Genomic DNA, 25,977 nt, shown 5'->3' with positions numbered 1-25,977 from the left:
ACCCTCCCGGCGGAGTCGCGCCGCTACATCCTCTCCTTCGTCCGGGCCGTGGCCTGCGCCGTCCACGGATCCTCCGGCCAGGGGTGCTTCGGGTATCGCCCCCGCATCTCGGCGCGGACCTGGGCGTACGGCCCGGACCAGAAGGAGGCCAGGTCCCCGGTCACCGCCAGCGGCCGCCCGGCCGGGGAGAGCAGGTGGAAGACCACCGGCACCCGCCCGCCCACGAGCCGCGGGGTCTCGGCCAGCCCGAAGCACTCCTGGAGCTTGACCGCCACGACCGGGGCGCCGTCGCGGTCCCCGGCCTCTCCACCGGCACCCACCGCCGGGTACTCGATCCGTGCCGTGCGACCGCTGGGCACCGGCAGCCGCTCCGGCACGAGCTCATCGAGGCGTCCCGCCTCGGGCCAGGGCAGCAGCCGGCGCAGGGCCGCGGCAAGGTCCAGCGACCCGGCTCTCGTCCCGCCGGCGAGCCGCTCCACCTCGGGCGCCAGCCACTCCTCCCACCGCTCGGCGAGCGCCGCGGAGGACACGTCCGGCCACGGCTCCCCGAGCCTGCCGTGCAGCAGGTCCAGCCGGCGGCGCAGGGCCTCGGCCCCGGGGCTCGCCTCGGGATCGAGTCCGATCGCCTCGGGGCCGTGCTCGGCCAGCAGGCGCACGACGGCGGGCCGGCCCGTGGCGCGGTCGGGCGCCACCGGCGTCTCGGTCAGGACGATCGCCCCGAGGGTGCGCCGAGACCGGCCGACCACGCGGCCGGTGTGACCGTCGGCCTGCCAGTGCGCCGTGGTCTCCTCGCGGTACAGGGGCCCGGCCAGCCGGACGGCCAGGTCCGCGTCCACGGCGGCGGCGGCCCGGATCACGGCCCCGGTGCCGGCAGCGGCCTTTCCCTCGGCGCGGGACACCTCGGCCACCGCCAGCCACCCGGCGCCGTCCAGCGGGCTGCCCGACGGGAGGGCGGCACGCGTGCCCGAGGCCAGCAGGTACACGCCGCCGCCCACGTGCCGGGAGAGCCGCTCGGGCCAGGCCAGCCCGACGACGGCCCCCACCTCGGCCTCCCGCGGTACCGTGCGGTGGCCCTGGCCGCGGTCTCGGCTCTGGCCCGGAGCCGCCGCCAGCCGCTCGAGGCGCTGGGCCTCCCGGCGCCAGCGGCCGGCGTCCCCCTCCGCGCCGCGGCCGCCACCGGCCCCGTCGCCCCCAGCACGCAGCCGCGCCAGGGACGCCGTCAGGTCGGCGCCCACGGGCCGTACGTCGGAGGCGACCAGGGCCACCACCTCGGCGGCCGCGCGTGCACCCACGAGGCGGCCGCCGTCGAGCAGGGCACGGGCCAGCCGTGGCTCGGCCGGGATGGCGACGAGCCGGCGGCCGTGGTCGGTGGCGCGGCCGGTGCCGTCGATCGCGTCCAGAGCCCGCAGGGTCTCGAGCGCCTCGGCCAGCGGGGCCTCCGGCAGCGGCTCGGGCAGCACCAGTCCCTCGCCGCCCGGTGCACCCCAGCAGGCCAGCACGAGCGCGGCGCCGGTGAGGTCAGCCACCCGGAGGGCGGGCGTGGGGTGTGCGGGTGCCGTCCCGTAGGTGGTGCGGTCGTAGCAGCGCACCACGGTGCCGGGGCCGAGCCGCCCGGCGCGGCCCGCCCGCTGCTCGGCGGAGGCCTGGGCGCAGGCGACCGTGACCAGGCCCGTCATGCCGCGGGCGGCGTCCCGCCGGGGCTCGCGGGCCAGTCCGGAGTCGACCACGAGCCGCACCCCGGGCACCGTCAGGGACGATTCGGCCAGGGACGTGGACACGATGATCCGGGGCGGGGCGGTGGGGTCTGCAGGGTCTCGGCCGCCGATCGCCCGGTCCTGCTCGGCCGGCGGCAGCTGGCCGTGCAGGGACAGCACCTCCGTGCCCGGCGCCAGGGCCCGCAGCCGGGAGGCCACCTCGGTGACCTCGCGGGCCCCGGGCACGAAGACCAGGGCATCCGTGTCCGGCGCGGTGGCGAGCGCCTCGGCGTGGGCCTGCGCCGCACTGTGCACCACGTGGTCCAGGAACTCCCGGCTCACGCCGCGCAGGTCCTGGCGGAGGCCGGAAGCCGGGCGGTACCGGACGTCCACGGGGTGCAGTGCGGAGGGGCAGTCCACCACCGGTGCGGGGCCGGGCCGGCCGGCGCCTGCGCCCAGCCGGGCGGCGAACCGCTCGGCGTCCAGGGTGGCGGACATCGCCACCAGCAGCAGCTCGGGCCGGAGCTGGGCCACCTCGCCGAGCATGCCGAACAACAGGTCCGTCTCGAGGTCCCGTTCGTGGACCTCGTCCAGGATCACGGCCCCCGTGCCGGCCAGCTCCGGATCGGCCAGGAGACGACCCACGAGCACGCCCGGCGTCACGAACTCCACCAGCGTCCCCGGCCCGGTCTGCCGCTCCCCGCGCACCACGTAGCCGGACCGGCCCCCGACGGCGGACCCGTCCAGTCCCGCGAGCCGGCGGGCGGCCGCCCGGGCCGCCACGCGGCGGGGCTGGGTGACCACGACCCGCCCGCCCGTCCCGGCCCCGGCGGCCAGCAGGTTCGCGGCCGCCGGCGGGACGAGGGTGGTCTTGCCGGTGCCGGGTGGGGCCTGCACCACGGCCAGGCGCCCGGAGGACAGGACGTCCTGCAGCTCCGGCAGCGAGGCGGCGAAGACCAGTCCGGCGCCGAGCCGGTCGAGGTCGAACGGGTCTGACCTGGCACCGGAACTGGCACCGGAACTGACAGAGGGGATCATCCCTCCATTGTGGCCGGTGCCCCGCGGGTCACCGCACGGGAATCACGGCGTGGGCGTCCCGCCGTTGGCGTTGAGGGTGTCCCCCGTGACGTAGCTGGACTCCTCCGAGGCCAGGAAGACATAGGCCGGGGCCATCTCGACCGGCTGGCCGGCCCGGCCCAGCGGGGTGTTGTGCCCGAACTCCGGCAGCTTCTCCTTCGGCTGGCCGTCCGAGACCTGCAGGACGGTCCAGACGGGGCCCGGGGCCACGGCGTTGACGCGGATGCCGCGCTCCGCGACCTGCTGGGCCAGACCCTTGGTGAAGTTGTTGATGGCCGCCTTGGTGGCCGCGTAGTCCAGGATCATCGGGTTGGGCTCATAGGCCTGGACCGAGGTGGTGTTGACGATGGTGGACCCCGGGCCCATGTGCTTCAGGGCGGCTCGGGAGAGCGTGAACATGGACTTGATGTTGATCTGGAAGGTCTCGTCGACCTGCTCGTCGCTCAGCTCCTCCAGGGATTCGCTGATGACCTGCTTGCCGGCGTTGTTGACCAGGATGTCCAGCCCGCCGAGCTGCTCGGCTGCCGCGTCCACGACCCCCTCCCGGTACTGCCGGTCCATCAGGTCCCCCGGCAGCGCGACAGCGGTGCGGCCGGCCTCCTCGATGGCCGCCACCACGCGCCGGGCGTCCTCCTCCTCGGCCGGCAGGTAGGCGATGGCCACGTCAGCGCCCTCGCGGGCGAAGGCGATGGCCACGGCGGCACCGATGCCGGAGTCTCCCCCGGTCACCAGGGCCCTGCGGCCCACGAGCCGTTCGCGGCCCTGGTAGGACTCCAGGCCGATGTCCGGGACGGGGTCCGTCCGCACGTCCAGTCCGGGTTCCGGCTGGTCCTGCTCCGGCGGGGAGATCTTCGGGTGACGGGTGACCGGGTTCTTCGCGGATTCGCTCATCCCTCGACCCTAGGGATCCCGCGGGCTCGCAACAAGGCCCCGGCCCTGCCGGTTGTGACAGCATGGCGGCATGACTGATGCGACGAAGCGCCCCGACCGCGTGCTGTTCTACCCGCCGGCGGACGCCCGCTCCGACGGCCCCTACTGCGAGGCGCACGCCGGACCCGCGCAGGCCGCGGCCGACGTCGGGGGCGTGGTGGTCTCGAACGACGCCCAGGCGCCCTACGGGGACGGCAGCGCCACCGCCCTGGTGATGGTCTTCCCGGTACCGGTGGACGAGGTGCTGGCCCTGCTGGAGGCCAACCCGCAGGTCAGCTGGGTGCAGTTGCCGTTCGCCGGGATCGAGCGCTACGTCCCCACCATCCGGGACCGCCGGGACATCACCTGGACCTCGGCGAAGGGCGTGTACGCCCCGCCCGTGGCCGAGCACGCGCTGACCCTGACCCTGGCCCTGCTGCGGGACCTGCCCGAGCGGGTCCGGGCCACCGGCTGGGGTCCCGGCGGCGGGACCACCCTCAACGGCCTGCACTGCGTGGTGCTCGGTGGGGGCGGGATCGCCCGCGAGTACCTGCGGCTGCTGAAGACCTGGGACACCACGGTCACCATGGTGCGGCGCTCGGAGGGCCAGGTGCCCGGGGCGGACCGCACGGTCACCCAGGACCGGCTGGACGAGGTGCTGCCCGGGGCGGACGTGGTGATGCTCGCCGCCGCGGCCACGGACGAGACGCGCGGCATGATCGGGGCACGCCAGCTGGAGCTGATGGACGAACGCGCCATCCTGGTGAACATCGCCCGCGGCACCCTGGTGGACACGGACGCCCTGGTCCGGGCGCTGGCCGAAGGCTCCATCCGAGCGGCGGGACTGGACGTCACCGACCCGGAACCGCTGCCGGACGGCCACCCCCTGTGGGCCGAGCCGCGGTGCCTGATCACCCCCCACACGGCGGACACCCCTGAGATGTGCATCCCCCTGATCAACGCCCGGACGGTCCACAACCTCGCGGCCCGGGCCGCAGGGGAACCCCTGGAGGGGCAGGTGGACGCGGACGCCGGGTACTGAGGAGAACAGGTCCTGCCGTCCCCTTAGGCTGGGGGTATGAGATCCCCCGTGCAGGAGTACCTCGACCGGCTGGTCGAGCAGATCCGTCCCGTCGACGAGGGCACCAACTACGCGGCCGTCCCCTCGGCCGCCGCCATGGACCGGAATCTGTTCGGCCTGGCGCTGACCACGGTGGAGGGGCACTGCTACGCGGCCGGGGACGCCGACCACGCCTTCTCCCTCCAGTCGATCTCCAAGGCCTTCACCTACGGCATGGCCCTGGAGGACCTGGGCCCGGAGAAGGTGCAGGAGAAGATCGACGTGGAGCCCTCCGGGGACCCGTTCAACGAGATCTCCCTGCAGGCCGGCACGGGCCGCCCGGACAACCCCATGATCAACGCCGGTGCCATCGCCACGACCTCCCTCATCAAGGGCCGGGGAGGCCGCGACCGGATCGGCCGGATCGTCAACACGTTCTCCGACGCCGCGGGGCGGGACCTCAAGGTCTCCGACTCCGTGTCCAGGGCCGAGGACCGGGCCGGCCACCGCAACCGGGCCCTGGCGTGGCTGCTGCGGTCCTTCGGGATCCTCGAGACCGATCCCGAGCCCACCGTGCAGGACTACTTCCGCCAGTGCTCCATCCTGGTCACCGCGAGGGACCTGTCCATGATGGCCGCCACCCTGGCCAACCAGGGCGTGAACCCGGCCACCGAGGAACGCGTCTTCTCCCCGCGGGTGGTCCGCTGGGTGCTGTCCGTGATGTCCACGTGCGGCATGTATGACGACGCCGGCACGTGGGCGATCGAGATCGGGCTGCCGGCCAAGTCCGGCGTGGGCGGCGGCCTGCTCGTGGTGGTCCCCGGTCAGATGGGGGTGGGCGTGTTCTCCCCGCCCCTGGACGAGCACGGCACCTCTGTGCGCGGCAGCCTGGCCATCGCGCAGATCACCCAGGACTTCGGCCTGCACTACGGCGACGTCCCGCCGCTGGGCCGGTCCACCGTGCGGGCCCGCTACGACCTGTCCGAGGCCCCCTCCTCCGTGCCCCGCAGCGTGGAGGCGCTGCAGGTCCTCGAGAAGCACGGTCACCAGTGCCGCATCATCGAGGTCGGCGGGGACATCGGCTTCGCCGAGGCCGAGACCCTGGCGCGCGCCGCCGTGGAGCTGGACGAGACCGTCCGCACCCTCGTGGTGGACGTGCGCAAGGTGGACGACTTCGGCAAGGCGGCGGCCCGGCTGCTCACCCATGTGGTCCGGGGCTTTTTGGCCGCGGGCCGGGACCTCATCCTGCTGGACGACGACGAGGCCCTGACGCGTTCCCTGCTGGCCCACGCCGCCGAGTCCCAGGACGGCGCCCTGCCGGACCCCCTGCCGGAGACCGCCACGTGGCCCTCCTCCGGCCCGACGCCGGCCGGGTCGCCCGCCGCTGACGACGCGCATACCCGGGACGCGGCCGTCTACGACCTGGCCCCCGCCGGTCCGCAGCTGACCGACGTGGAGGCGGCCGACGTCGGGCCCGAATTCCGGTTGTTCCTCTCCCGGTCCCTCGCGCTGGAATGGATCGAGCAGCGGCTGTTGGCGAGCCACGCGCCCGAATTGGTGCCCACCGGGAGTCAGGAGCCCACGCGGTCCCCGCTGCTGGAGATGCTCACCGAGGAGGACGCCCTCACCCTGTCCGCGTTCATGGAGCCACGGACCTACCGGGCCGGGCAGGTCATCCGCCGCACGGGCCAGCCTTTCGGGGGGATCTACTTCATCACGTCCGGCCAGGTCGAGCTCATGGGCCAGGGTTCCGGCGGCCGCCGCTACCGGCAGGCCTACCTGTCCCCCGGCATGATCTTCGGCGAGATCGCCCTGGGGCAGGCCGGACGCCAGGTCACGACCGTGCGCGCCGTGGGGCCGGTGACCACGCGGGTGCTGACCGCCCAGGTGATCTCCGCCCTGGAGGAGTCCGATCCGCAGCTGGCGATCAAGCTCTGGTCCGCCCTGGCGCGGGACGCCTACACCTCGGTGGAGCAGATGAGCAGGGAGTCCGGCGCCCGCTACGAGTAGGGCAGTACGCCCAGGACATTGACCCCGTCCAGCGGCCGGGGTCAGACTGCCCAGCATGAGCACCACCGGGACGGACCTGGACACGGCACCTCCTGAAGGCGGCGAGGGCGAGCTCAAACGCGTCCTCGGCCCCAAGCTGCTGCTGCTGTTCATCGTGGGCGACGTGCTCGGCGCGGGCATCTACGCCGTCACCGGCGAGATGGCGGGCATGGTGGGCGGCATCCTCTGGCTGCCCTTCCTGCTGGCCTTCGCCGTGGCCACCCTGACGGCGCTCTCCTACCTCGAGCTCGTCACGCACTACCCGCAGGCCGCCGGCGCGGCGCTGTACACGCACAAGGCCTTCGGCATCCACTTCATCACGTTCCTGGTGGCCTTCGCCGTGGTGTGCTCCGGCATCACCAGCGCCTCGACCTCGGCCAACGTCCTCGCCCAGAACTTCTTCGGCGGGCTGGAGGTCAACGGCTGGATCGGTCCCGTGGACCAGGGTGCTGTGACGGCGGTGGCCCTGGGCTTCATGATCCTGCTGGCCCTGATCAACCTCCGCGGCGTGGGTGAGAGCATCAAGTTCAACGTGGTCCTGACCCTGGTCGAGGTCACGGCGCTGTGCATCGTGATCGGCGTGGGGTTCTTCGCGATGGCCCAGGGCGGCTCGGACCTCAGCCAGATCTTCGTGTTCCAGGACAACAACGAGAAGGGACTGTTCCTGGCCGTCACCGCCGCCACCTCGATCGCCTTCTTCGCCATGGTGGGCTTCGAGGACTCGGTGAACATGGTCGAGGAGACCAAGGACCCGGTGCGGATCTTCCCCCGGACCATGCTGACCGGACTGGGGATCGCCGTGATCTTCTACATGCTGGTGGCGGTCTCGGCGGTGGCCGTGCTCTCGCCCACCGAGCTGGCGCGGATCGGCGAGGCAGAGGGTCGGGCCCTGCTGGAGGTCGTGTCCAAGGGCTCCCCGGACTTCCCGGTGGACCAGGTCTTCCCGTTCCTGGCCGTCTTCGCCGTGGCCAACACCGCCCTGATCAACATGCTGATGGCCAGCCGGCTGGTCTACGGCATGGCCAAGCAGAACGTGCTGCCGCGGAGCCTCGGCAAGGTGCTGCCGCACCGGCGCACGCCCTGGGTCGCCATCCTCTTCACGACCCTGTTGGCCCTGTTCCTGATCTGGTACGTCACCTCCGATCCGGAGAGCAACATCGTCACGAACCTCTCCAGCACCACAGCACTGCTGCTGCTGTGCGTCTTCGCCGTGGTGAACGTGGCGTGCATCGTGCTGCGGCGCCGGCGCGGCCCGGAGCCCGCGTCCGGCCGGGCCTTCAACTCGCCCCGACTGCTGCCGTACCTGGCCGTGGCCCTCTCCCTGTTCCTGGTGGGGCCCTGGGTGGACCGAGATCCGCTGGTCTACCAGATCGCCGGCGGCCTCATGGCGCTCGGCGTCCTGCTGTGGATCCTCACGTACTTCCTCAACCGGGCCGCCCACCGGCAACGGGGGGCGCCGGTGGGCGACGTCAGGATCGGCGAGGACGACCGCCTGCCGCCCCGCCCGCCGGGGCGCTGACGCTACTTCGTCAGCTTCGCCACGATCGCGTTGAGGGTGGCCGAGGGGCGCATGGCCTCGAAGACGCGGTCCTTGGACGGGCTGTAGTAGCCCTGGATGTCCACCGGTGAACCCTGGACGGCGTTGAGCTCGTCCAAGATCTGCTGCTCGTTCTCGGTCAGGTCCGCCGCGATCTCGGTGAACTTGGAGGCCAGCTCCGCGTCCTCGGTCTGCCGCGCCAGCTCCTGGGCCCAGTACATGGCCAGGTAGAAGTGCGAGCCGCGGTTGTCCAGCTCGCCCACCTTGCGAGAGGGGTTGCGTCCCTCCTCGAGGAAGGTGCCGGTGGCCCGGTCCAGGGTGTCCGCCAGCACCTGGGCGCGGGCGTTGCCGTGGGAGACGGCCTCGTGCTCGAAGGAGACGGCCAGGGCCAGGAACTCCCCGAGGGAATCCCAGCGCAGGTGGTTCTCCTCCACGAACTGCTGCACGTGCTTCGGGGCGGAGCCGCCGGCACCGGTCTCGAACAGGCCGCCGCCGTTGATCAGCGGGACGATGGAGAGCATCTTGGCGGAGGTGCCCAGCTCCAGGATCGGGAACAGGTCCGTCAGGTAGTCACGCAGCACGTTGCCGGAGACCGAGATGGTGTCCTCGCCGCGGCGGATGCGCTCCAGGGTGAAGGCCGTGGCCGCCTCGGGGGCCATGATCTCCAGCTGCAGGCCCTCGGTGTCGTGCTCGGCGAGGTACTCGGTGACCTTGGCGATCAGGTTGGCGTCATGCGCGCGGTTCTCGTCCAGCCAGAACACGGCCGGCGTCTGGGAGGCGCGGGCCCGGGTGACGGCCAGCTTGACCCAGTCGCGCACCGGCACGTCCTTGGTCTGGCAGGCGCGCCAGATGTCCCCGGCCTGGACCGCGTGCTCGATCAGCACGGCGCCCGAGCCGTCCACGATCTGCACGGTGCCGGCGGCCTCGAGGATGAAGGTCTTGTCATGGGAGCCGTACTCCTCGGCCTTCTGTGCCATGAGGCCCACGTTCGGGACGGTGCCCATGGTGGTCGGGTCGAAGGCGCCGTTGGCCCGGCAGTCGTCGATGACCACCTGGTACACGCCGGCGTAGGAGGGGTCCGGGAGCACGGCCAGGGTGTCCTGCTCCTGGTCGTCCTTGTTCCACATGTGTCCGGAGGTGCGGATCATGGCCGGCATGGAGGCGTCCACGATCACGTCCGAGGGCACGTGCAGGTTGGTGATGCCCTTGTGGGAGTTCACCATGGCCAGGTCCGGTCCGTTGGCGTAGCCGGCCTCGATCTCGGCCTTGACGCCCTCGGCGACCGCCGGGTCGAGGGCGTCCAGTCCGGAGAGGATGGCGGCCAGGCCGTTGTTGGCGGAGAGCCCGGCGGCGTCCAGCTCGGCGCCGTACGTCGAGAACAGGGAGGGGAAGAAGGCCTTGACCACGTGACCGAAGATCACCGGGTCGGACACCTTCATCATGGTGGCCTTGAGGTGGGTGGAGAACAGCACGCCCTCCTCCTTGGCTCGGGCGATCTGGGCGGCCAGGAACTCGTCCAGGGCGGCGGCGGACATGAAGGTGCCGTCCACGATCTCGCCGGCCAGCACCGGGAAGTCGTCCTTGAGCACGGTCGTCTCACCGGAGCCGTCCACGAACTGGATGCGGAGGGTGCCATCCTCGCTGATCACCACGGACTTCTCGTTGTGGAAGAAGGCGTCGGCGTCCATGGCGGCCACGTTGGTCTTGGAGTCCGCGGACCACGCGCCCATCGAGTGCGGGTGCTTCTTCGCGAAGTTCTTCACGGCCTTCGGCGCGCGGCGATCCGAGTTGCCCTCACGCAGCACCGGGTTCACGGCCGATCCCTTGACGGAGTCGTAGCGCGCGCGGGCGTCCCGCTCCTCGGCAGTCTTGGGCTCGTCCGGGTACGCCGGCAGGGCGAAGCCGTCGGCCTGCAGCTCGGCCACGGCGGCCTTCAGCTGCGGCACGGAGGCGGAGATGTTCGGCAGCTTGATGACGTTGGCGTCATCGGACTTGACCAGCTCACCGAGCTCGGCGAGGGCGTCGTTGACCTTCTGGTCCGCCGGCAGCACGTCGTTGAAGGCGGCCAGGATGCGCCCGGCCAGGGAGATGTCCCGGGTCTCCATCCCCACACCGGCCGTCGAGGCGAAGGCCTCCACGAGCGGGAGCAGGGAGCCGGTGGCCAGCATGGGAGCCTCGTCGGTATAGGTGTAGATGATCTTCGACATGAAGCGTGCGTCTCCTCGCAGGGCGCGCCGGTGGGCACGGCCCGAGTCGTGGTGATGGGTCAATCGGCCCCCAATCTACCGGAGGGAGCGGCCCGGACGCCCATCGTGACCGGACCGGACCACCGCCGCTGCCATCGCTCAGAGCCCCAGCACGGCCCGGGCTATGAGGAAGTAGACGATCAGGCCCAGCGCATCGACCACCGTCGAGATGAACGGATTGGAGAAGACGGCCGGGTCCACCCCGAGCCGGCGGGCGATGATGGGCATCAGCGAACCCACGGAGGCGGCCAGCGTGCAGATGGCCAGCAGCGTCAGGCCGACGACGATCCCGATGGGCCACGCGTACACCGATCCGGCGACCACCAGCCCGAGCGTGCCCAGCATCGCGCCCAGGCTGAGTCCGACCGCGAATTCCCGCCACACCACCCGCAGTGTGTCTCCCGCGCGGACGTCGCCCAGGGCCAGGGCCCGGGTCACGGTGGTGGCCGCCTGGTTGCCGGTGTTGCCCCCGGTGCCGATGAGCAGGGGCACGAAGACGGAGAGGACCACCATCTCCTCGAGGGTCGATTCGAAGACCTCCAGCACCTGGACCGTCAGGGTGGCGCCCACGGCCAGGACCAGCAGCCACACGATCCTCGACCTCACCAGCCGGCGCACGGGCGTGCCGAGGTACGGCTGCGCCAGAGGTTCGGAGCCACCCGAACGGGCGGCGTCCTCGCTCTCCTCCTCGGCCAGGATCCGCGTCGCATCCGCCAGGGTCAGGATGCCGACGATCCGCGCTGCCTCGTCGAGTACCGGCAGGGCCATCAGCCCCTCGTCCAGGAGACGGCGGGCCGCGGCCTCGTCGTCCTCCGCAGTCGTCACGGTCTCGAGGTCCGTCGCCATCAGATCCCCGACGACGGCCCCCTCGGCGGCGCTGGCCAGTACGGTCAGCTCCACCATGCCGAGGAGTCGGTGCCCGCCGGCGACCACCGGCAGGCTCACCAGCCGGCGCAGTCGCCCCCGGGGCACCCCGGCATCGCGGAGCGCACGCAACGCCTCACCGGCGGTCAGGTCCGGCCCCAGCTCGAGCACCACCGGCCCCATCCTCCGGCCGACGGACCCTGCCGGGTATCCCAGCACCCGGCCCGCGGCGGCCCGCTGGTCGCTGTCCAGGGTGCCGAGCAGACGTTGGGCCACCTCGGCGGGGATCTCGTCGAGCAGCCGCGCCTGCCCGGAGGCCTGCAGCTGGGCGAACACGGCCTGGACGTCCTCGTCCTGCAGCCCCGTGATCAGCTGGGACTGCTGGCGCGGTTCCAGCGCGGCGAAGACCTCGACGGCGACGGCCTTCTCCAGGAGCCGGAAGACCACGGCCAGGCCGCCAGGCTCCGTGCGGCCCAGGAACCGTCCGGCTTTGGCCGGCGACAGGTGACGCAACCCGTCCCGGGCCGCCTCGAGGTCGTCCCGGCGCAGGTCGGCGCGGATCTGCGCCTCCAGGCGCTGCGCCGGGCCCTCCTCGTGGATCCGCGGGGTCATCGGGTCCGGGCTCAGCCGTGGAAGAAGTGGCGGGCCCCGGTGAAGTACATGGTGATCCCGGCCGCCTCGGCCGCGGCCACCACGTCCTCGTCCCGGATGGAGCCACCCGGCTGGACCACGGCGCGCACACCGGCGTCGAGGAGGATCTGCAGCCCATCCGCGAACGGGAAGAACGCGTCCGAGGCGGCCACGGCGCCACGGGCCCGCTCGGGGGCGCCGGCGCCGGAGACGTTCTCGGCCCCGCCGGCCGAGGTGATCTCGGCACCCACCTCCTGGGCACCGGTGGCAGCCGCCCCCAGGGTGTTGGCCCGCTCCACGGCCAGCCGGCAGGAGTCCAGGCGATTGACCTGGCCCATGCCGATCCCGACCGTCGCACCGTCGGAGGCCAGCAGCACGGCGTTGGACTTCGGGGCCCGCACGGCCTTCCAGGCGAAGGCGAGGTCGGCCAGCGTGGCCGGGTCGGCGGCCTCACCGGCGGCGAGGGTCCAGGTCTCGGGATCGTCCCCGGCGGCGTCCACGGCGTCGCGGGCCTGCAGCAGCATGCCGCCGGAGACCTGCTTGTACTCCACCGAGTCCCGGGCGTAGCCCTCGGGCAGGCGCAGCAGGCGGATGTTCTTCTTGGCCGCGAGGATCTCGAGGGCCTCCGGGGCGAAGGACGGGGCGATGACCACCTCGGTGAAGACGTCCTTGACCGCGTTCGCCATCGCCACGGTGACCTCGCGGTTGGCGGCGATCACGCCGCCGAACGCGGACACCGGATCGCAGGCGTGGGCCTTGCGGTGTGCCGTCTCGATCTCCTCCGCCACGGCCACGCCGCAGGGGTTGGCGTGCTTGACGATGGCCACCGCCGGGGCGTCGAAGTCGAAGGCCGCGCGCAGGGCGGCATCGGCGTCGGCGTAGTTGTTGTAGCTCATGGGCTTGCCGTGCAGCAGCTCGGCCTGGGCGATGCCCGGGGCGGCGCCGTCCTCCACGTAGAGGGCCGCCTTCTGGTGCGGGTTCTCGCCGTAGCGCAGGGTCTCGGCGCGCTGCAGGGTCACCCCGGCGTAGGGCGGGAAGAGGTCTCCCTCCCCCTCACCCTCGAACTGCGCCGCCGTCCAGGCCGCCACGGCGTTGTCATACGCCGCGGTGTGGGCGAAGGCCAGGGCCGCGAGCCGGCGTCGTGCCGTCAGCTCGAAGCCGCCCTGCTGGGCGGCGGAGACCACGTCGCCGTACCTGGCCGGGTCCACGACGACGGCCACGGACGGATGGTTCTTGGCGGCCGCGCGCACCATGGACGGCCCGCCGATGTCGATCTGCTCGACGACCTCGTCCTGGCCCGCGCCGGAGCGGACGGTGTCCACGAAGGGGTAGAGGTTCACCACCACGAGGTCGAAGGGCTGGATGTCCAGCTGCTCCAGCTGGGCCACGTGGTCCTCCCGGCGGCGGTCCGCCAGGATGCCGGCGTGGACCAGCGGGTGCAGGGTCTTCACCCGGCCGTCCAGGCACTCCTGGAATCCGGTCACCTCGGACACCTCGGTGACCGGCACCCCGGCCCCCGCGATCCGCTTCGCCGTGGAGCCCGTGGAGACGACCTGCACCCCGGCGGCGTGCAGCCCCGTGGCCAGCTCCTCCAGACCGGTCTTGTCATAGACGGAGATGAGGGCCCGCTTGAGCGGGACACGGTCGAGCTGGATGGTCACGTCAGGTACTCCTGGGGTCAGGTGGGGACGGGAACGACGCCGGCCGGGCGCCGGAACCAGTCTAGGCCCGCCGGGAATCAGTGGTGGTCGCTCAACCCGTAGAACCAGGTGATGTGCTCGCGCAGGGCCTGCGCGGCGTCCTGGCCGCGCCGGTCCTGGACGGCCTGCAGGATCGCGCGGTGCTGCCCCTGCAGGGTGCAGCTGACCTCCGGCCATTCCTCGAGGCCGGAGACGGTCTCCTGGACGTAGCCGATGGTCGCCTGCCGCAGCGAGGCCATCATGGTCTCCACCACCACGTTGCCGGCCAGTGAGGTCAGCAGGAGGTGGAACTGGGCGTCGCTGCTGTGGAACCGCTCGGCCGGCATCTCCGGGGCATCCATCTCGTCCAGCAGCCGCGAGGCCTCCGCCAGGGTGTTCCGCCGCTCGGGGCTGCATGGGCGGGATGCGGACTCGAGGGCGGCCTGGGTCTCCAGCAGCAACCGCGCCTGGACGATGTCCCCGATCGGCAGGGCGCGGGTGGCCATGTGCATCCGCAGGGCCCAGGCCAGCGCCGTGGAGGGCTCGGAGATCAGCACGGCCCCTGCCGAGGGGCCGGAGCCGGTGGCCGAGCGGACCAACCCCATGGCGTCCAGCACCCGGACCGCCTCCCGGACCGAGGCCCGGGAGATGCCGAACTGCTCGGCCAGCTGGCGCTCGCCCGGCAGCTTCTCCCCCACCTTCATGGCGCCCGAGCGCAACTGGTCCTCGAGCCAGGCGAGGATCACGGTGTAGGCGCGGGGGGCAGGCACGGGCGGCTCCAGGGGCAGAAAGGGGATTGCCTCGCAGTCTAGGGGGTGTGGGCCAGGTGCCACTCACGCACCGGGCAGCATCCAGGACAGCACGTTGGACTGCAGGAAGACCAGCGTGCACAGGACCAGCAGCAGCCCGACGGACCACCAGACCACCGCGCGGAAGATGGCGGACTCCCGGCCTTCCATGCCGACCGCTGTGGCGGCGATGGCCAGCGACTGCGGCGAGATCATCTTGCCCACCACGCCCCCGGAGGTGTTGGCGGCGGTCATCAGGTGCGGATCCAGGCCGCTCTCCAGCGCCGCCGTCTTCTGCAGGTTGGAGAAGAGCGCATTGGCCGAGGTGTCCGAGCCGGTGACCGCTGTCCCCAGCCAGCCGAGCACGGGTGAGAAGAAGGCGAAGGCGGCTCCGAGCCCTGCCACGTAGGTGCCGATCGCGATCGTCTGACCGGAGAAGTTCATGACGTAGGCCAGGGCCAGGACCGCCATGATGGTCAGCGCGGAGAACCGCATCTTCCACATCGACCGCCCGATCTCCGTGACGGCGTTGCCCAGGGTCATCGTGTACCTCCCCCGGGCGTCGAAGACGCCGTAGATCACCGCGACCAGCAGTCCGGAGATCAGCAGCAGGGTGCCGGGGCTGGAGAGCCACTGGAAGGTGTAGACGGTGGAGGTGATCGGCTCACCCTCGGCGTCGAGCAGCCGGCCGTCCAGCCCTGGCCACGGGATGGACAGGTCCGTGGCCTCCAGGGCCGCCGGGATGTCCACCCCCGCCGTCCACAGCTTCGCCAGGCCGAACACGGCCACCACCAGGACGTAGGGCATCACGGCCATCCAGATCCGGACCGGGGTCAGCGTCTCGACGGCTGCCGGCTTCTGCACGCCCAGCCGCTCGCGCACACCGTCGGCCCCCTTCGGCTTCCAGAAGCGCAGCAGCACGACGGCGGCGCCCAGCCCGACGAGAGAGGCCACCACGTCGGTCAGCTCGTAGGAGAAGTGCGTGGCGCTCCACCACTGGGCGATCGAGAAGGAGCTCCCGATCACGAGGGCGGCGGGCCAGGCCTCCTTGAGGCCGCGGACCCCATCGATGATCAGCAGGAGGAAGAACGGGACGAGCAGTGCCAGGAACGGGGCCTGGTGACCGACGACGGCACCGATCCGCGCCGGGTCGAGTCCGGTGAGGACGCCGGCGGTGGTGATCGGGATGGCGATCGCGCCGAAGGCCACGGGGGCCGTGTTGGCGATGAGCACCACGGTGGCGGTCTTCAGCGGCTTGAGGCCCAGCGCCAGGATCATGGTGGCGGTGATGGCCACCGGGGCGCCGAATCCGGCCAGCGCCTCCAGCAGCCCGCCGAAGCAGAACGCGATCAGGATCGTCTGGATCCGCAGGTCTCCACCACCGATGGTGTCGAAGAGCGCCCGCATGTCCTCGAAGCGGCCGCTGAGCACGGTCACCTGATAGAACCACAGCGCCATCACGACGATCCAGACGATGGGGAACAGGCCGAAGACCGCCCCCTGGCTGGCCGAGAGCAGGGTCAGGTCCCACGGCATGCCGAAGCCGAGGATGGCCACGGCGATGGCCACCAGCAGGGCCACGGCACCGGAGACGTGGGCTCGGGCCTTCACGGCCAGCAGCATGATGAAGAAGGTCAGCAGGGGCAGCGTGCCGACGAGCGCGGAGAGGGCCACGCTGTCTCCGATGGCATCGGTGGTCGCGGTGAAGGTGCTCACGCGAATCTCCTGGGGGTGCGGGGGCGGGGCGGGAACGGTGTGGACTGACCACTGTGGTCAGGCCACAGAACCTATATGGCGCACATCACGTCGGTCAAGCGCTCGGGCGGAGATTGTGTGATCCAGGCCATGGTGTTAGCGTGGTCTGACCACATGCTCGGAGATCGCCCCGGAGGTCCCATGAGAATCGCCCTCTTCGCCACCTGCATCGTGGATGCGATGTACCCCAGGGTCGCCCTGGCCACCGTGCGCATCCTCGAACGGCTCGGCCACGAGGTGGTGTTCCCCGCGGGCCAGGGCTGCTGCTCCCAGATGCACGTCAACAGCGGGTACCTGAAGGACGCCCTGCCGGTGGTCCGCAACCACGTCACGGCCTTCAGCGCCGCGGACTACGATGTGGCGGTGGCGCCCTCCGGGTCCTGCGTGGCCTCGCTGGGCCACCAGCAGCCCATGGTGGCCCGGGCCGGCGGGGACGAGGACCTGGCCCGGCGGGCCGAGGCGGTGGCCGGGACCACCTATGAGCTGTCCCAGTTGCTGGTGGACGTCCTCGGCGTCACGGATGCCGCCCGCCAGCTGGGCTCCTGGTTCCCGCACACGGTGACCTACCACCCCTCCTGCCACGGCATGCGCCTGCTGCGCCTGGGCGATCGCCAGCAGGACCTGGTCCGGTCCGTGGCGGGCCTGGAGTTCACGGCACTGCCTGATGCCGAGGAATGCTGCGGCTTCGGCGGCACCTTCTCGTTCAAGAACCCGGACGTCTCCGCCGCGATGGCCGAGGAGAAGATCGCCAACATCGAGTCCACCGGTGCCGCGGTGTGCACGGGGGGCGACGCGTCCTGCCTGCTGCACCTGGGCGGGGCCATGACCCGGCGGGACTCGCCGGCCCGGACCGTCCACTTGGCTGAGATCCTGGCCTCCACCCGCGAGGACCCACTGGAGGTCTCCGGACCGGTGGAACTGTCCATCCCCTCCCCCGCCGCCCGCACCGTCCGCCCCGCCACCACAGGAGGCACGCGATGAGCCGCACCGCCCTGGGAATGCCCGCCGTCCGTCCCGTCCACGGCCAGGGCAACCTGCACGCCGAGACCCCGTTCCCGGCGGCCGCGAAGGCGGAGATGACGAACGCGCAGATGCGCGCCAACATCCGCCACGCCACGCACACCATCCGCGGCAAGCGCGCCTCGGTGGTCGAGGAACTGCCCGACTGGCAGGAGCTGCGGACCGCCGGCTCGGCGCTCAAGCAACGGGTGATGGCGGACCTGCCGGCACTGCTGGAACAGTTCGAGGAACAGTTCACGGCCAGGGGCGGCACCGTCCACTGGGCCCGGGACGCCGCCGAGGCCAACCGGATCATCACCGGACTGGTGCAGGACACCGGCTCGCAGGAGGTCATCAAGGTCAAGTCCATGGCCACCGCGGAGATCGACCTCGAAGAGCACCTGTCCGGCCACGGCATCACGGCCACGGAGACCGACCTGGCCGAGCTGATCGTGCAGTTGGGCCATGATCGGTCCTCCCACATCCTGGTCCCGGCCATCCACCGCAACCGGCACGAGATCCGGGACATCTTCCTGCAGGAGATGCCGGAGACGGACGAGAGCCTCACCTCCGATCCCCGCGACCTGGCGGAGGCGGCCCGGGTGCACCTGCGGGAGAAGTTCCTGTCCACGCCGGTGGCGATCTCCGGGGCGAACTTCGGCGTGGCCGAGACGGGGACGCTGACCGTGGTGGAGTCCGAGGGCAACGGCCGGATGTGCCTGACCCTGCCGCAGACCCTCATCACCGTGATGGGCATCGAGAAGCTCGTGCCCACCTTCGAGGACCTGGAGGTGTACCTGCAGCTGCTGCCGCGCTCCTCCACCGGGGAGCGGATGAATCCCTACACCTCGATGTGGACCGGCGTCACGCCCGGGGACGGCCCCCAGGACGTGCACGTGGTGCTGCTGGACAACGGCCGCTCCGCGGTCCTGTCCGACCCGCAGGGCCGTTCAGCCCTGCACTGCATCCGCTGCTCGGCCTGCCTGAACGTCTGCCCGGTGTACGAGCAGGCGGGCGGACACGCCTACGGCTCCACCTACCCGGGACCGATCGGGGCGATCCTCTCCCCCCAGATGACGGGCATCACCGCCGCGGAGAATTCCTCCCTGCCGTACGCCTCCACCCTGTGCGGGGCCTGCTATGACGTGTGCCCGGTGAAGATCAACATCCCCGAGATCCTGGTGCACCTCCGCGACGAGGACGTGCGCGCCCAGCACGCCCCGCGGGCCGAGGGCCTGTTCCGGCGCATGCCCCGGGTGCCGTCCGAGATGGACGTGATGATGAAGGGGGCCTCCATGGTGATGTCCTCCGGCCGGCGGATGGGTCTGGCCGAGCGGGCCCTGCCGCTGGGCCGGGCCGCGGCCGGCCGGGACCAGGCCATCCGTTGGCTGCCGGGGGTCGCCGGCGGCTGGACGGACGAACGGGACCTGCCCGCCCCGCCGCGGGAGTCCTTCCGCAACTGGTGGGCCGGCCGGCAACGGGATCAGGAGGAGGGCCGATGAGCACCACCGCCAAAGCAGCGATCCTGGCGCGGATCCGCGGGGCCCTGCAGGATGCCCCGCCCGTCCCGGAGGTCCAGCGGACGTACCGCCGGTCCTCGCAACGGCCGGCCGCCGAGGTCCTGGGGATGCTCGAGGACCGGCTCGTGGACTACCGGGCGACCGTGCACCACGAGAGCCCCGCGACCGCGCCGGAGCGGATCGCCGCGCTGCTGGGCTCGGCCCACTACGTGGTGCCCGAAGGCCTGGACCCGAGCTGGCTGCCCGAGGACGACGGCGGCCGGCAGCGGATCGTGGAGTCCCGCGACGAGCGGGGAGGGTCCGGCCTCACCGTCCGGGAGCTCAACGCGGTGGACGCCGTGGTCACCTCCTCCACGGTGTCCTGCGCCGAGACCGGGACGATCTTCCTCAGCGGCCGGGCCGACGAGGGACGCCGGGCGATCAGTCTGGTCCCGGACCACCACATCTGCCTGGTCCCCGCCGGCTCGGTCGTCGAGCTCGTCCCCGAGGCCCTGGCGCGGGTGGAGCCCACGGCGCCGATCACCATGATCTCCGGCCCCTCGGCCACCTCGGACATCGAGCTGGAGCGGGTGGAGGGGGTCCACGGCCCACGCCGGCTGGACGTGATCCTGCTCAGCTAGGCCGGCCCGCCAGCTTCGTCACCAGCGCCTCCGCCTCGGCCTCGGTGCGGGCCTGGGTGGCGACCTCGGCGGCGAAGAGCACCCCGTAGCCGAAGGTGTCCTCGCCCTTCTGCGCGGCCGTCCTCGAGGTATCCAGCACGTGCTCCTGGAACATCACCGAGTCCCGGTGCTCGCCCAGGGCCTCCTGCAGCCTCTTCGCGGTCTTCATGCGGGCCACCAGTTCGGTGCCGAGGTCCAGGCCCGTGGCCTCCTGCACCGCCTTGACCGCGTAGCGCAGCCGCTTGGCCTCCTTCCGGACCTCGTGCATCAGCTCGATCCGCGCCTCGTGGTCCTGCTCGGAGGCCACCGCGGCGGCGAGCGCCAGCACGGCGTCCACCTGGTCGGCGGCCAGCGGCACCATCGCCTCGGCGGCCCCGGACTCCGCCTCCGCGGACAGCTCGGCGCTGAGGGGCACCTCGAGGGCGAAGGCGTCCAGCCGGTCCAGGACCTCGAAGTACCACTCGCTGCGCATCCGCTTGAGCTGCCGGGCATGCGCCAGGTCATAGGTCCTGGCCTGGGACTGCTGCAACCGCCTGACGGTCCGGCCGGGGATCAATCCGCCCACCGGCCCCCGTGCCCCGCCGGGCAGGGCCTCGAGCCTCTCCGCCACCTGGTCGCGCACCACCTCGGCGTCCCGCGCCACGGACAGCAGTTGGCCCAGCTTCTTCAGGTCCTTGACCACGGCCTTCGTGGCTCCGGCGTCCAGCAGCGGCGCATAGGTCTGCAGGATGGAGCGCAGGGTGCGGCAGGAGACCCGGTACTGGTGCACCGAGTCCTCCACGTTGCGCCGCACCAGCGGATCCCACCCCTTGAGGGTCCGCACCTGGGCCCGCACCGTGGCGGTGAGGACCGAGCGCACCCCGGGGGCGCCGCCGTCGTGCCCTGCCGTCTCTCCGTGCCGGACCAGCGGAGCCCGCGGATCCAGCGGATCCGTGGTCTTGCCGACCACCTTCTCCACCTTGGACCCGGCCGCGGAGACCCGCGCGCCGGCAGTCTCGAGCACCTGTCCCACGCCGTCCAGGAAATCCTGGGTGCCGCCGGCCGAGGAGGTGACCCGGCCGGCGTCGATCACCTCGACCTCCCACTCCCGCCAGTGCTGGACCCGGGACTCGGCCCGGAATCCCACGGACATGGCGGCCACCTGGTCGTCGCTGACCTCCGCGAGCGGGTGCCCCTGGCCGTCCATCAGGTCCACCACGGAGCGCAGGGTGTTCAGCCGGGCGATCTGCACGAGGTCCTTGCCGTGGACATGGACCCGGACGAGGTCCAGGATGCGGCGCGGCACGCTCAGCTCCTCGGAGCCGAGGGGGGACTGCATCTCGATCCGGCGGTCGCCCTTGCCGATCTTCACGTGCCAGCCGGCGTCCGTCCCCCCGGTGCGGCGCCGCAGGGTGACGTCGTTCGCGGACAGGTCCCGGTCCGCGGTGTCGAAGTAGACGGCCTCGAGGGCCATCGGCGGACGGTAGCGGACCCGCGCCACACCGCTCACCCCGTTGAGGCGTGGCAGGGAGGCCTGTCCGTCGATGTCGTACTTGCGCTCGATCTCCACCTGGACCGTCTCCGTCATGCCTCCATGATCCCAGAGCCGGTGGAACAATGGCGGGGTGAGACCCGAGACCGATGCCGCCGCCGGCACCAGCCGCCCGGCCGCCCTGCCCACGGGCGAGGAGATCGTCCAGGACCTGCCCTGGCGGTGGAACACCCAGGGCCGGGTGTTCATCATCGGCGGGCTGGGCTTCATGTTCGACGCCTGGGACGTGTCCCTCAACGGCGTGCTCATCCCGCTGCTGCGCGAGGAGTGGTCCCTGAGCGTGGGCCAGGCCGCCTGGATCGGCACCGCCAACCTCATCGGGATGGCCGTGGGCGCCTTCGTGTGGGGCACCGTCGCGGACCGCATCGGGCGCAAGAAGGCCTTCACGGCCACGCTGCTGATGTTCTCCCTCTTCACCCTGGCCGGGGTCCTGACCGGCGACATCGTCTGGTTCGTGCTCTTCCGCTTCCTCGCCGGCTTCGGCCTGGGCGGGTGCATCCCCGTGGACTACGCGCTCGTGGGCGAGTTCACCCCGCGGAAGCACCGCGGCACCGTGCTCACCGCGATGGACGGCTGGTGGCCGGTCGGCGCCGCGGCCTGCGGCTTCCTCTCCGCCTGGCTCGTGGCCGAGTTCGGCGACTGGCGGCTGCCGATGCTGGCCATGATCCTGCCCGCCCTGCTGGTGTTCTTCGTCCGGCTGCACGTGCCCGAGTCCCCCCTGTTCCTGATCCAGCAGGGCCGCGAGGCGGAGGCCCGGGGCGTGATCGATGAGATGGTGCGCCGCACGGGCGCCGAGCGCCGCGCGTACGTGATGCCGCCGGTGCCGGCGCCCCGGCGCCTGACCGTGGGGGCCCTCGGCGAGCAGCTGGTGGAGTTGTGGCGGCACTCGTGGCGCATCACCACGGTGGCCTGGGCCCTGTTCTTCACGATCATGCTCGTCTACTACATCGCCCTGCAGTGGCTGCCGACGTTCCTCATCGATGCCGGCTACGAGCAGTCGCGGGCCTTCATCATGACCGGCGCCATGGCCGCCGTGGGGTTGCTCGGGGTGGTGGTGGCCGCCTGGCTCGTGGAGAAGACCGGCCGCAAGTGGCTGCTGGCGGTCACCGCCGTGGTGGCCTCGTTCCTCCTGGCGGCCCTGGCCGCCCTGTTGGGTGTCCCGGCGGCCGTGCTCCCCCTGGTGCTGGCGTTCGGCTTCGTGGTGCAGGTCGCCATCCCCGTGCTGTACACCTACGTCTCCGAGCTGTACCCCACCGAGCTGCGTGGCTCCGGCTTCGGCTGGGCCTCGGCCGTGTCCCGCGTCGCCGCCGGCGTGGGACCGCTGGTGTTCGTGGCCGCCCTGGTCCCCGTGCTCGGGCTGGCCTGGGCCTTCGTGGTCACGGCCGTGCTCGTGGTGGCCGCCTGCCTGCTCATGATGGCGATGGCACCGGAGACCAAGGGGCGCGACCTGGAGGTCACGGAGGCACCCTGAGGCGCAGTAGGCTCGCCCCATGACCGCCACCTCGACCGCCGTGCTCTTCATCGACATGCAGGAGGGCTTCTTCGAGTTCCCCGACCTCGCCGATCACCGTGAGCTGCTGGTCGGCGAGGCGAACTGGCTGGCCGCCGTGGCCCGCTCCGGCGGCCACCGGGTCTACGTGGCCAACACCGTGCACCGGCCGGACCGGTCCACCTGGACGCTGAAGATGCTCGAGGACGGCCAGGGGTTCAACTTCGAGGGTAGCCAGCAGGCTGAACCCCTGGACGGGCTGGACCTGCGCCCCACCGCGGTCCTGGCGAAGACCCGGGACAGCGCCTTCTTCGGCACGGGACTGGCGGAACGGCTCCGGGCCGACGGCATCCGGCGGCTGGTCCTGGCCGGCGTCACCGCCGAGTCCTGTGTCTCGGCCACGGGCCGGGACGCGTTCGCCCATGATTTCGAGGTGGTCTACGCCCGGCTGGCGATCGCCTCCTCGGATGCCGACCGGGGATGGCGGGACCTGGACAACCTCAGCGCGGACTTCCGCCAGCAGATCCTCGACCGGCCGGACCTGCAGCGCCTGCTGGGCTGCGCCTAGCGTACCTGGCGCTGCGGGGCGCGGTTCGCCTCGATGTCCGCGCCGCGCAGCAGTCCCAGCGCCACGGTGGCGATCAGGACCACCGCCGCCACCCCGATGTAGACGGCCTGCGGCGTCCAGCCCACGTCCAGCAGTGAGCCCGTGGCCAGCGGGGCGAGGATGGCGCCGGCCCGGCCGATGCCAATGGCCCATCCCGCACCGGTGCTGCGCATGGACGCGGGGTAGGCCTGCGGCGTCAGCACGTAGAGTCCGGCGATGCAGCCGTTGATCAGCATGCCCACCACGATCCCGAGGGCGAAGACCGCCCAGACCACGGCTGTGGAGGAGATGAACGCCACGATGGCCACGGCGGAGCCGACGGTGAACCAGAACAGCGTGGACCGGGTGGACCACCGTGCCGTCAGGACCCCGAACAGCAGTGAGCCGATGGTCCCGCCCAGGGTCAGCATGATGCCCGCGACCACGCCCTGGTTCTGGGTCAGCCCGGACTCGTTGAGCAGCCGCGGGGTCCAGGAGTTCACGAAGTAGAAGCCGAACATCACGGCGAAGAAGGACACCCAGACCAACACCGTGACCTTCCGGTGACGGCCGTTGAAGAGCGCGCCGATGCCCCGGTCGCCCTCCCCGGCGGTGTCCGACGACGGCCCGGCGGCCCGGGTGCCCGGGCCCACCTCCGGCAGGGCGGCCACGGGCGCCTGGCCGATCTTGCGGGCGATCCGGTTGATCTTCTCCAGCGCCCCGGCCGGGCGGCGGTTGTAGAGGTAGGCCGCGGACTCGGGCAGCAGGAACAGCACCAGGACCAGGGCCACCACGGTCAGGGCCCCGCCCAGCGTGTACACCGACCGCCAGCCGAACTGGTCCATCATCCACACCGCGGCGGTGCCCCCGAGGGAGGCCCCCACGCCGTAGCCGGCCGCGTAGATGCTCACGGCCAGTCCGCGGCGGGCCCGGTTGGCGTACTCGGAGGAGATGACGTTGGTCCCCACCAGGATGCCGCCGATCCCGAGGCCCGTGACGATGCGCCAGGCGCCCAGTTCCGCGGCGTTGGCGGACGTGGCCGAGAGGAAGAGCCCGGCCGCGTTGACCACGATCGCGAGGAGGGTCATGTTCCGCCGGCCGATCCGGTCCGCCACCGGGCCGAGGGTCAGGGAGCCGACGGCCATCCCGAGCAGGCCGGCGCTGAGCAGGAAGCCGAGCTCGGAGCCGCTCAGCCCGAACTCCTCCGTCACCGGTGTCGCCGTGAAGGCCATGGCGAGCACGTCGTAGCCGTCCAGGGCGTTGAGGAAGGTGCAGATGCCGATGATGAGCCATTGGTAGGCGCTCATCGGCGCCTGTTCGATGCGGTGGCGCAGATCGCCGGTGTCGTGGTCGTGGACCGAAGCCATGCCAATACCTATGTCGATAGGGAGTTAGTTCGACCACAGACTATCGGTGACCCGACTCACAGGCAATCGCGCGCACTTACCGGCGGGGCATCACCGGCGGGGAGCGTAGTCCTCCGGGGCCTTCCCCGCCGCCAACTCGCCCAGCACCACGAGCAGCAGGTTCCGCTCCTGGACCTTGATCCGCTCGTGCAGGGTCTGTTCGGTGTCCGTGTCCAGCACGGGCACGGCGGCCTGGGCCAGGATCGGGCCGGTGTCCACGCCGGCGTCGGCCACGTGCACGGTGCAGCCGGCCACCTTCACCCCGTACCGCAGCGCGTCCCGGACCCCGTGCGCGCCGGGGAACGCGGGCAGCAGCGCCGGGTGCGTGTTGAGGTAGCGGCCCTCGAACGCCGCGATGAACTCCGGCCCGGCGATCCGCATGAACCCGCTGGAGAGCACGTAGTCCGGGGCGTAGGACGCCGTCTTCACGGTCAGCGCGTGGTTCCAGGCGGCCCGGTCGTCGAACCGCGCGAAGTCCACCACGAACGTCTCGATCCCGGCGGCCGCCGCGCGGGCCAGCGCGCCGGCGTCGGGCGTATCCGAACCCACCGCAACGATCTCCACGTCCAGGGTGCCGGACGCCGCGGCGTCCATCACCGCCTGCAGATTGGATCCGGAACCGGAGGCGAGGGCCACGATGCGCATGGGTTCAATAGTAGGTCCGCGTAGTGTGGTCGCATGATCTCGTACGGATCCGTCAGCAAGCGCTTCCGCGATGGCACCACGGCCGTGGACGACTTCTCCCTCGGGGTGCCCCAGGGGTCCCTGACCGTCCTGGCGGGCTCCTCCGGCTGCGGCAAGACCACGCTGCTGCGGATGGTCAACCGGATGGTGGATCCGACCTCGGGCCGCGTCGAGGTGGACGGGCAGGACGTGGCCGGCCAGGACCCGGTGGCCCTGCGGCGGCGCATCGGCTACGTCATGCAGAACGCGGGGCTGCTCCCCCACCGCACGGTGGGCCAGAACATCGCCACCGTCCCCCGGCTGAACGGCATGGACCGTGCCGCGGCACGGCGGAGGACCGCGGACATGATGGATCTGGTGGGCCTGGCCCCTCAGCTGGCCAACCGCTACCCCGCCCAGCTCTCCGGCGGGCAGCAGCAGCGCGTGGGCGTGGCTCGCGGACTGGCCGCCGATCCGGAGATCCTGCTGATGGACGAGCCCTTCGGCGCCGTGGACCCGCTGGTGCGCGGCGAGCTGCAGCGCCAGCTCGTGGAGCTGCACCGCCAGATCGGCACCACCATCCTGTTCGTCACCCATGACATGGACGAGGCCCTGACCCTCGGCGATCACATCGTGCTGCTGCAGACCGGCGCCCAGGTGGCCCAGCAGGGCACCCCGAAGCAGTTCGTCTCCGCCCCGGCCAGCGACTTCGTGCGGACCTTCCTCGGCCTGGACCGCGGCCAGCGCACCCTGCACCGGGAGACCGCCGCGGACGGCTCCGTGCTCGTGGTGGACCCCCACGGCCGGCCGGCCGGGGTCCTGGCCGAGTGACGGCG

At 71.9% G+C, this 25,977-nt stretch carries 19 protein-coding genes; 9 read left to right on the top strand and 10 right to left on the bottom strand.

The features are described 5' to 3' along the window. Positions 1 to 23: 23 nt before the first annotated feature. Together hrpB and RE421_RS06760 are read right to left on the bottom strand one after the other, a co-directional pair. Positions 24 to 2,732, bottom strand: coding sequence for an ATP-dependent helicase HrpB (gene hrpB, locus RE421_RS06765; protein WP_309816289.1), 2,709 nt, complete (start codon positions 2,730 to 2,732; stop codon positions 24 to 26). Positions 2,733 to 2,774: 42 nt separating this feature from the next. Next, a complete protein-coding gene (locus RE421_RS06760; RefSeq protein WP_309816286.1) occupies positions 2,775 to 3,662 on the bottom strand; it encodes an SDR family oxidoreductase in 888 nt (295 codons plus the stop codon). A gap of 70 nt (positions 3,663 to 3,732) precedes the next feature. On the opposite strand from RE421_RS06760, the gene RE421_RS06755 reads away from it, so the two are divergent. Genes RE421_RS06755 through RE421_RS06745 form a run of 3 tightly spaced genes read left to right on the top strand, consistent with a single transcriptional unit; the run spans position 3,733 to position 8,308 of the window. After that, the gene (locus tag RE421_RS06755; RefSeq protein ID WP_309816283.1) at positions 3,733 to 4,722 is read left to right on the top strand and encodes a D-isomer specific 2-hydroxyacid dehydrogenase family protein; all 990 of its coding nucleotides are present in this window, start codon (positions 3,733 to 3,735) and stop codon (positions 4,720 to 4,722) included. Positions 4,723 to 4,758: 36 nt separating this feature from the next. Beyond that, positions 4,759 to 6,750, top strand: coding sequence for a glutaminase A (gene glsA / locus RE421_RS06750; RefSeq protein WP_309816278.1), 1,992 nt, complete (start codon positions 4,759 to 4,761; stop codon positions 6,748 to 6,750). Between the two features lie 55 nt (positions 6,751 to 6,805). Continuing rightward, on the top strand, positions 6,806 to 8,308 hold the full coding sequence (locus RE421_RS06745) for an APC family permease (protein ID WP_309816275.1): 1,503 nt from the start codon (positions 6,806 to 6,808) through the stop codon (positions 8,306 to 8,308). Positions 8,309 to 8,310: 2 nt separating this feature from the next. Here the strand turns inward: RE421_RS06745 and RE421_RS06740 are convergent, their stop codons facing one another. The 5 genes from RE421_RS06740 to RE421_RS06720 form a co-directional block, all read right to left on the bottom strand. Continuing rightward, positions 8,311 to 10,533, bottom strand: coding sequence for an NADP-dependent isocitrate dehydrogenase (locus RE421_RS06740; RefSeq protein WP_309816272.1), 2,223 nt, complete (start codon positions 10,531 to 10,533; stop codon positions 8,311 to 8,313). Positions 10,534 to 10,671: 138 nt separating this feature from the next. After that, positions 10,672 to 12,048: a magnesium transporter gene (gene mgtE / locus RE421_RS06735; RefSeq protein WP_309816269.1), complete on the bottom strand. Its 1,377-nt coding sequence runs from the start codon at positions 12,046 to 12,048 to the stop codon at positions 10,672 to 10,674. An 11-nt stretch (positions 12,049 to 12,059) separates the two neighbouring features. After that, positions 12,060 to 13,727 (bottom strand): bifunctional phosphoribosylaminoimidazolecarboxamide formyltransferase/IMP cyclohydrolase, encoded by a 1,668-nt coding sequence (purH, locus tag RE421_RS06730; RefSeq protein ID WP_309816266.1) that lies wholly within the window; start codon positions 13,725 to 13,727, stop codon positions 12,060 to 12,062. A gap of 77 nt (positions 13,728 to 13,804) precedes the next feature. Continuing rightward, positions 13,805 to 14,515: an FCD domain-containing protein gene (locus RE421_RS06725; protein ID WP_309816263.1), complete on the bottom strand. Its 711-nt coding sequence runs from the start codon at positions 14,513 to 14,515 to the stop codon at positions 13,805 to 13,807. Positions 14,516 to 14,578: 63 nt separating this feature from the next. Beyond that, complete coding sequence (locus tag RE421_RS06720) at positions 14,579 to 16,249, bottom strand: L-lactate permease (RefSeq protein WP_309816257.1); 1,671 nt, start codon at positions 16,247 to 16,249, stop codon at positions 14,579 to 14,581. 180 nt (positions 16,250 to 16,429) lie between these two features. Here RE421_RS06720 and RE421_RS06715 point away from each other — a divergent pair, with 180 nt between their 5' ends. Genes RE421_RS06715 through RE421_RS06705 form a run of 3 tightly spaced genes read left to right on the top strand, consistent with a single transcriptional unit; the run spans position 16,430 to position 19,427 of the window. Continuing rightward, the gene (locus tag RE421_RS06715; RefSeq protein ID WP_309816255.1) at positions 16,430 to 17,269 is read left to right on the top strand and encodes a (Fe-S)-binding protein; all 840 of its coding nucleotides are present in this window, start codon (positions 16,430 to 16,432) and stop codon (positions 17,267 to 17,269) included. Then, entirely contained in the window at positions 17,266 to 18,789 is a 1,524-nt protein-coding gene (locus RE421_RS06710) for a lactate utilization protein B (RefSeq protein ID WP_309816253.1), read from the top strand. Before RE421_RS06715 ends, RE421_RS06710 begins: the two co-directional genes overlap by 4 nt. Next, positions 18,786 to 19,427 (top strand): LUD domain-containing protein, encoded by a 642-nt coding sequence (locus RE421_RS06705; protein WP_309816250.1) that lies wholly within the window; start codon positions 18,786 to 18,788, stop codon positions 19,425 to 19,427. The genes RE421_RS06710 and RE421_RS06705 overlap by 4 nt, the downstream gene beginning before the upstream one ends. On the opposite strand, the gene RE421_RS06700 is transcribed toward RE421_RS06705, so the two are convergent. Beyond that, positions 19,420 to 21,033, bottom strand: coding sequence for a CYTH and CHAD domain-containing protein (locus tag RE421_RS06700; RefSeq protein ID WP_309816246.1), 1,614 nt, complete (start codon positions 21,031 to 21,033; stop codon positions 19,420 to 19,422). The genes RE421_RS06705 and RE421_RS06700 overlap by 8 nt on opposite strands. A 37-nt stretch (positions 21,034 to 21,070) precedes the next feature. Between RE421_RS06700 and RE421_RS06695 the strand changes: the two genes are divergently transcribed. Further along, entirely contained in the window at positions 21,071 to 22,468 is a 1,398-nt protein-coding gene (locus RE421_RS06695; protein WP_309816243.1) for an MFS transporter, read from the top strand. A gap of 19 nt (positions 22,469 to 22,487) precedes the next feature. Further along, positions 22,488 to 23,054, top strand: a complete 567-nt coding sequence (locus tag RE421_RS06690) for an isochorismatase family cysteine hydrolase (protein ID WP_309816240.1) — start codon at positions 22,488 to 22,490, stop codon at positions 23,052 to 23,054. Here RE421_RS06690 and RE421_RS06685 read toward each other — a convergent pair. Further along, positions 23,051 to 24,439 (bottom strand): MFS transporter, encoded by a 1,389-nt coding sequence (locus tag RE421_RS06685; RefSeq protein ID WP_309816237.1) that lies wholly within the window; start codon positions 24,437 to 24,439, stop codon positions 23,051 to 23,053. The two genes, RE421_RS06690 and RE421_RS06685, sit on opposite strands and share 4 nt — an antisense overlap. Positions 24,440 to 24,529: 90 nt before the next feature. Continuing rightward, the gene (gene purN / locus RE421_RS06680) at positions 24,530 to 25,123 is read right to left on the bottom strand and encodes a phosphoribosylglycinamide formyltransferase (RefSeq protein ID WP_309816235.1); all 594 of its coding nucleotides are present in this window, start codon (positions 25,121 to 25,123) and stop codon (positions 24,530 to 24,532) included. Positions 25,124 to 25,156: 33 nt separating this feature from the next. On the opposite strand from purN, the gene RE421_RS06675 reads away from it, so the two are divergent. Next, complete coding sequence (locus tag RE421_RS06675; protein WP_309816231.1) at positions 25,157 to 25,972, top strand: ATP-binding cassette domain-containing protein; 816 nt, start codon at positions 25,157 to 25,159, stop codon at positions 25,970 to 25,972. Positions 25,973 to 25,977 lie beyond the last annotated feature (5 nt).

This window comes from Citricoccus sp. I39-566, assembly GCF_031432995.1.
In the GTDB taxonomy this organism is placed as follows: Bacteria; Actinomycetota; Actinomycetes; order Actinomycetales; family Micrococcaceae; genus Citricoccus; species Citricoccus nitrophenolicus_A.
The sequence above is the reverse complement of the archived record's forward strand: the minus strand, read 5'-3'. Positions and strand labels throughout refer to the sequence as shown.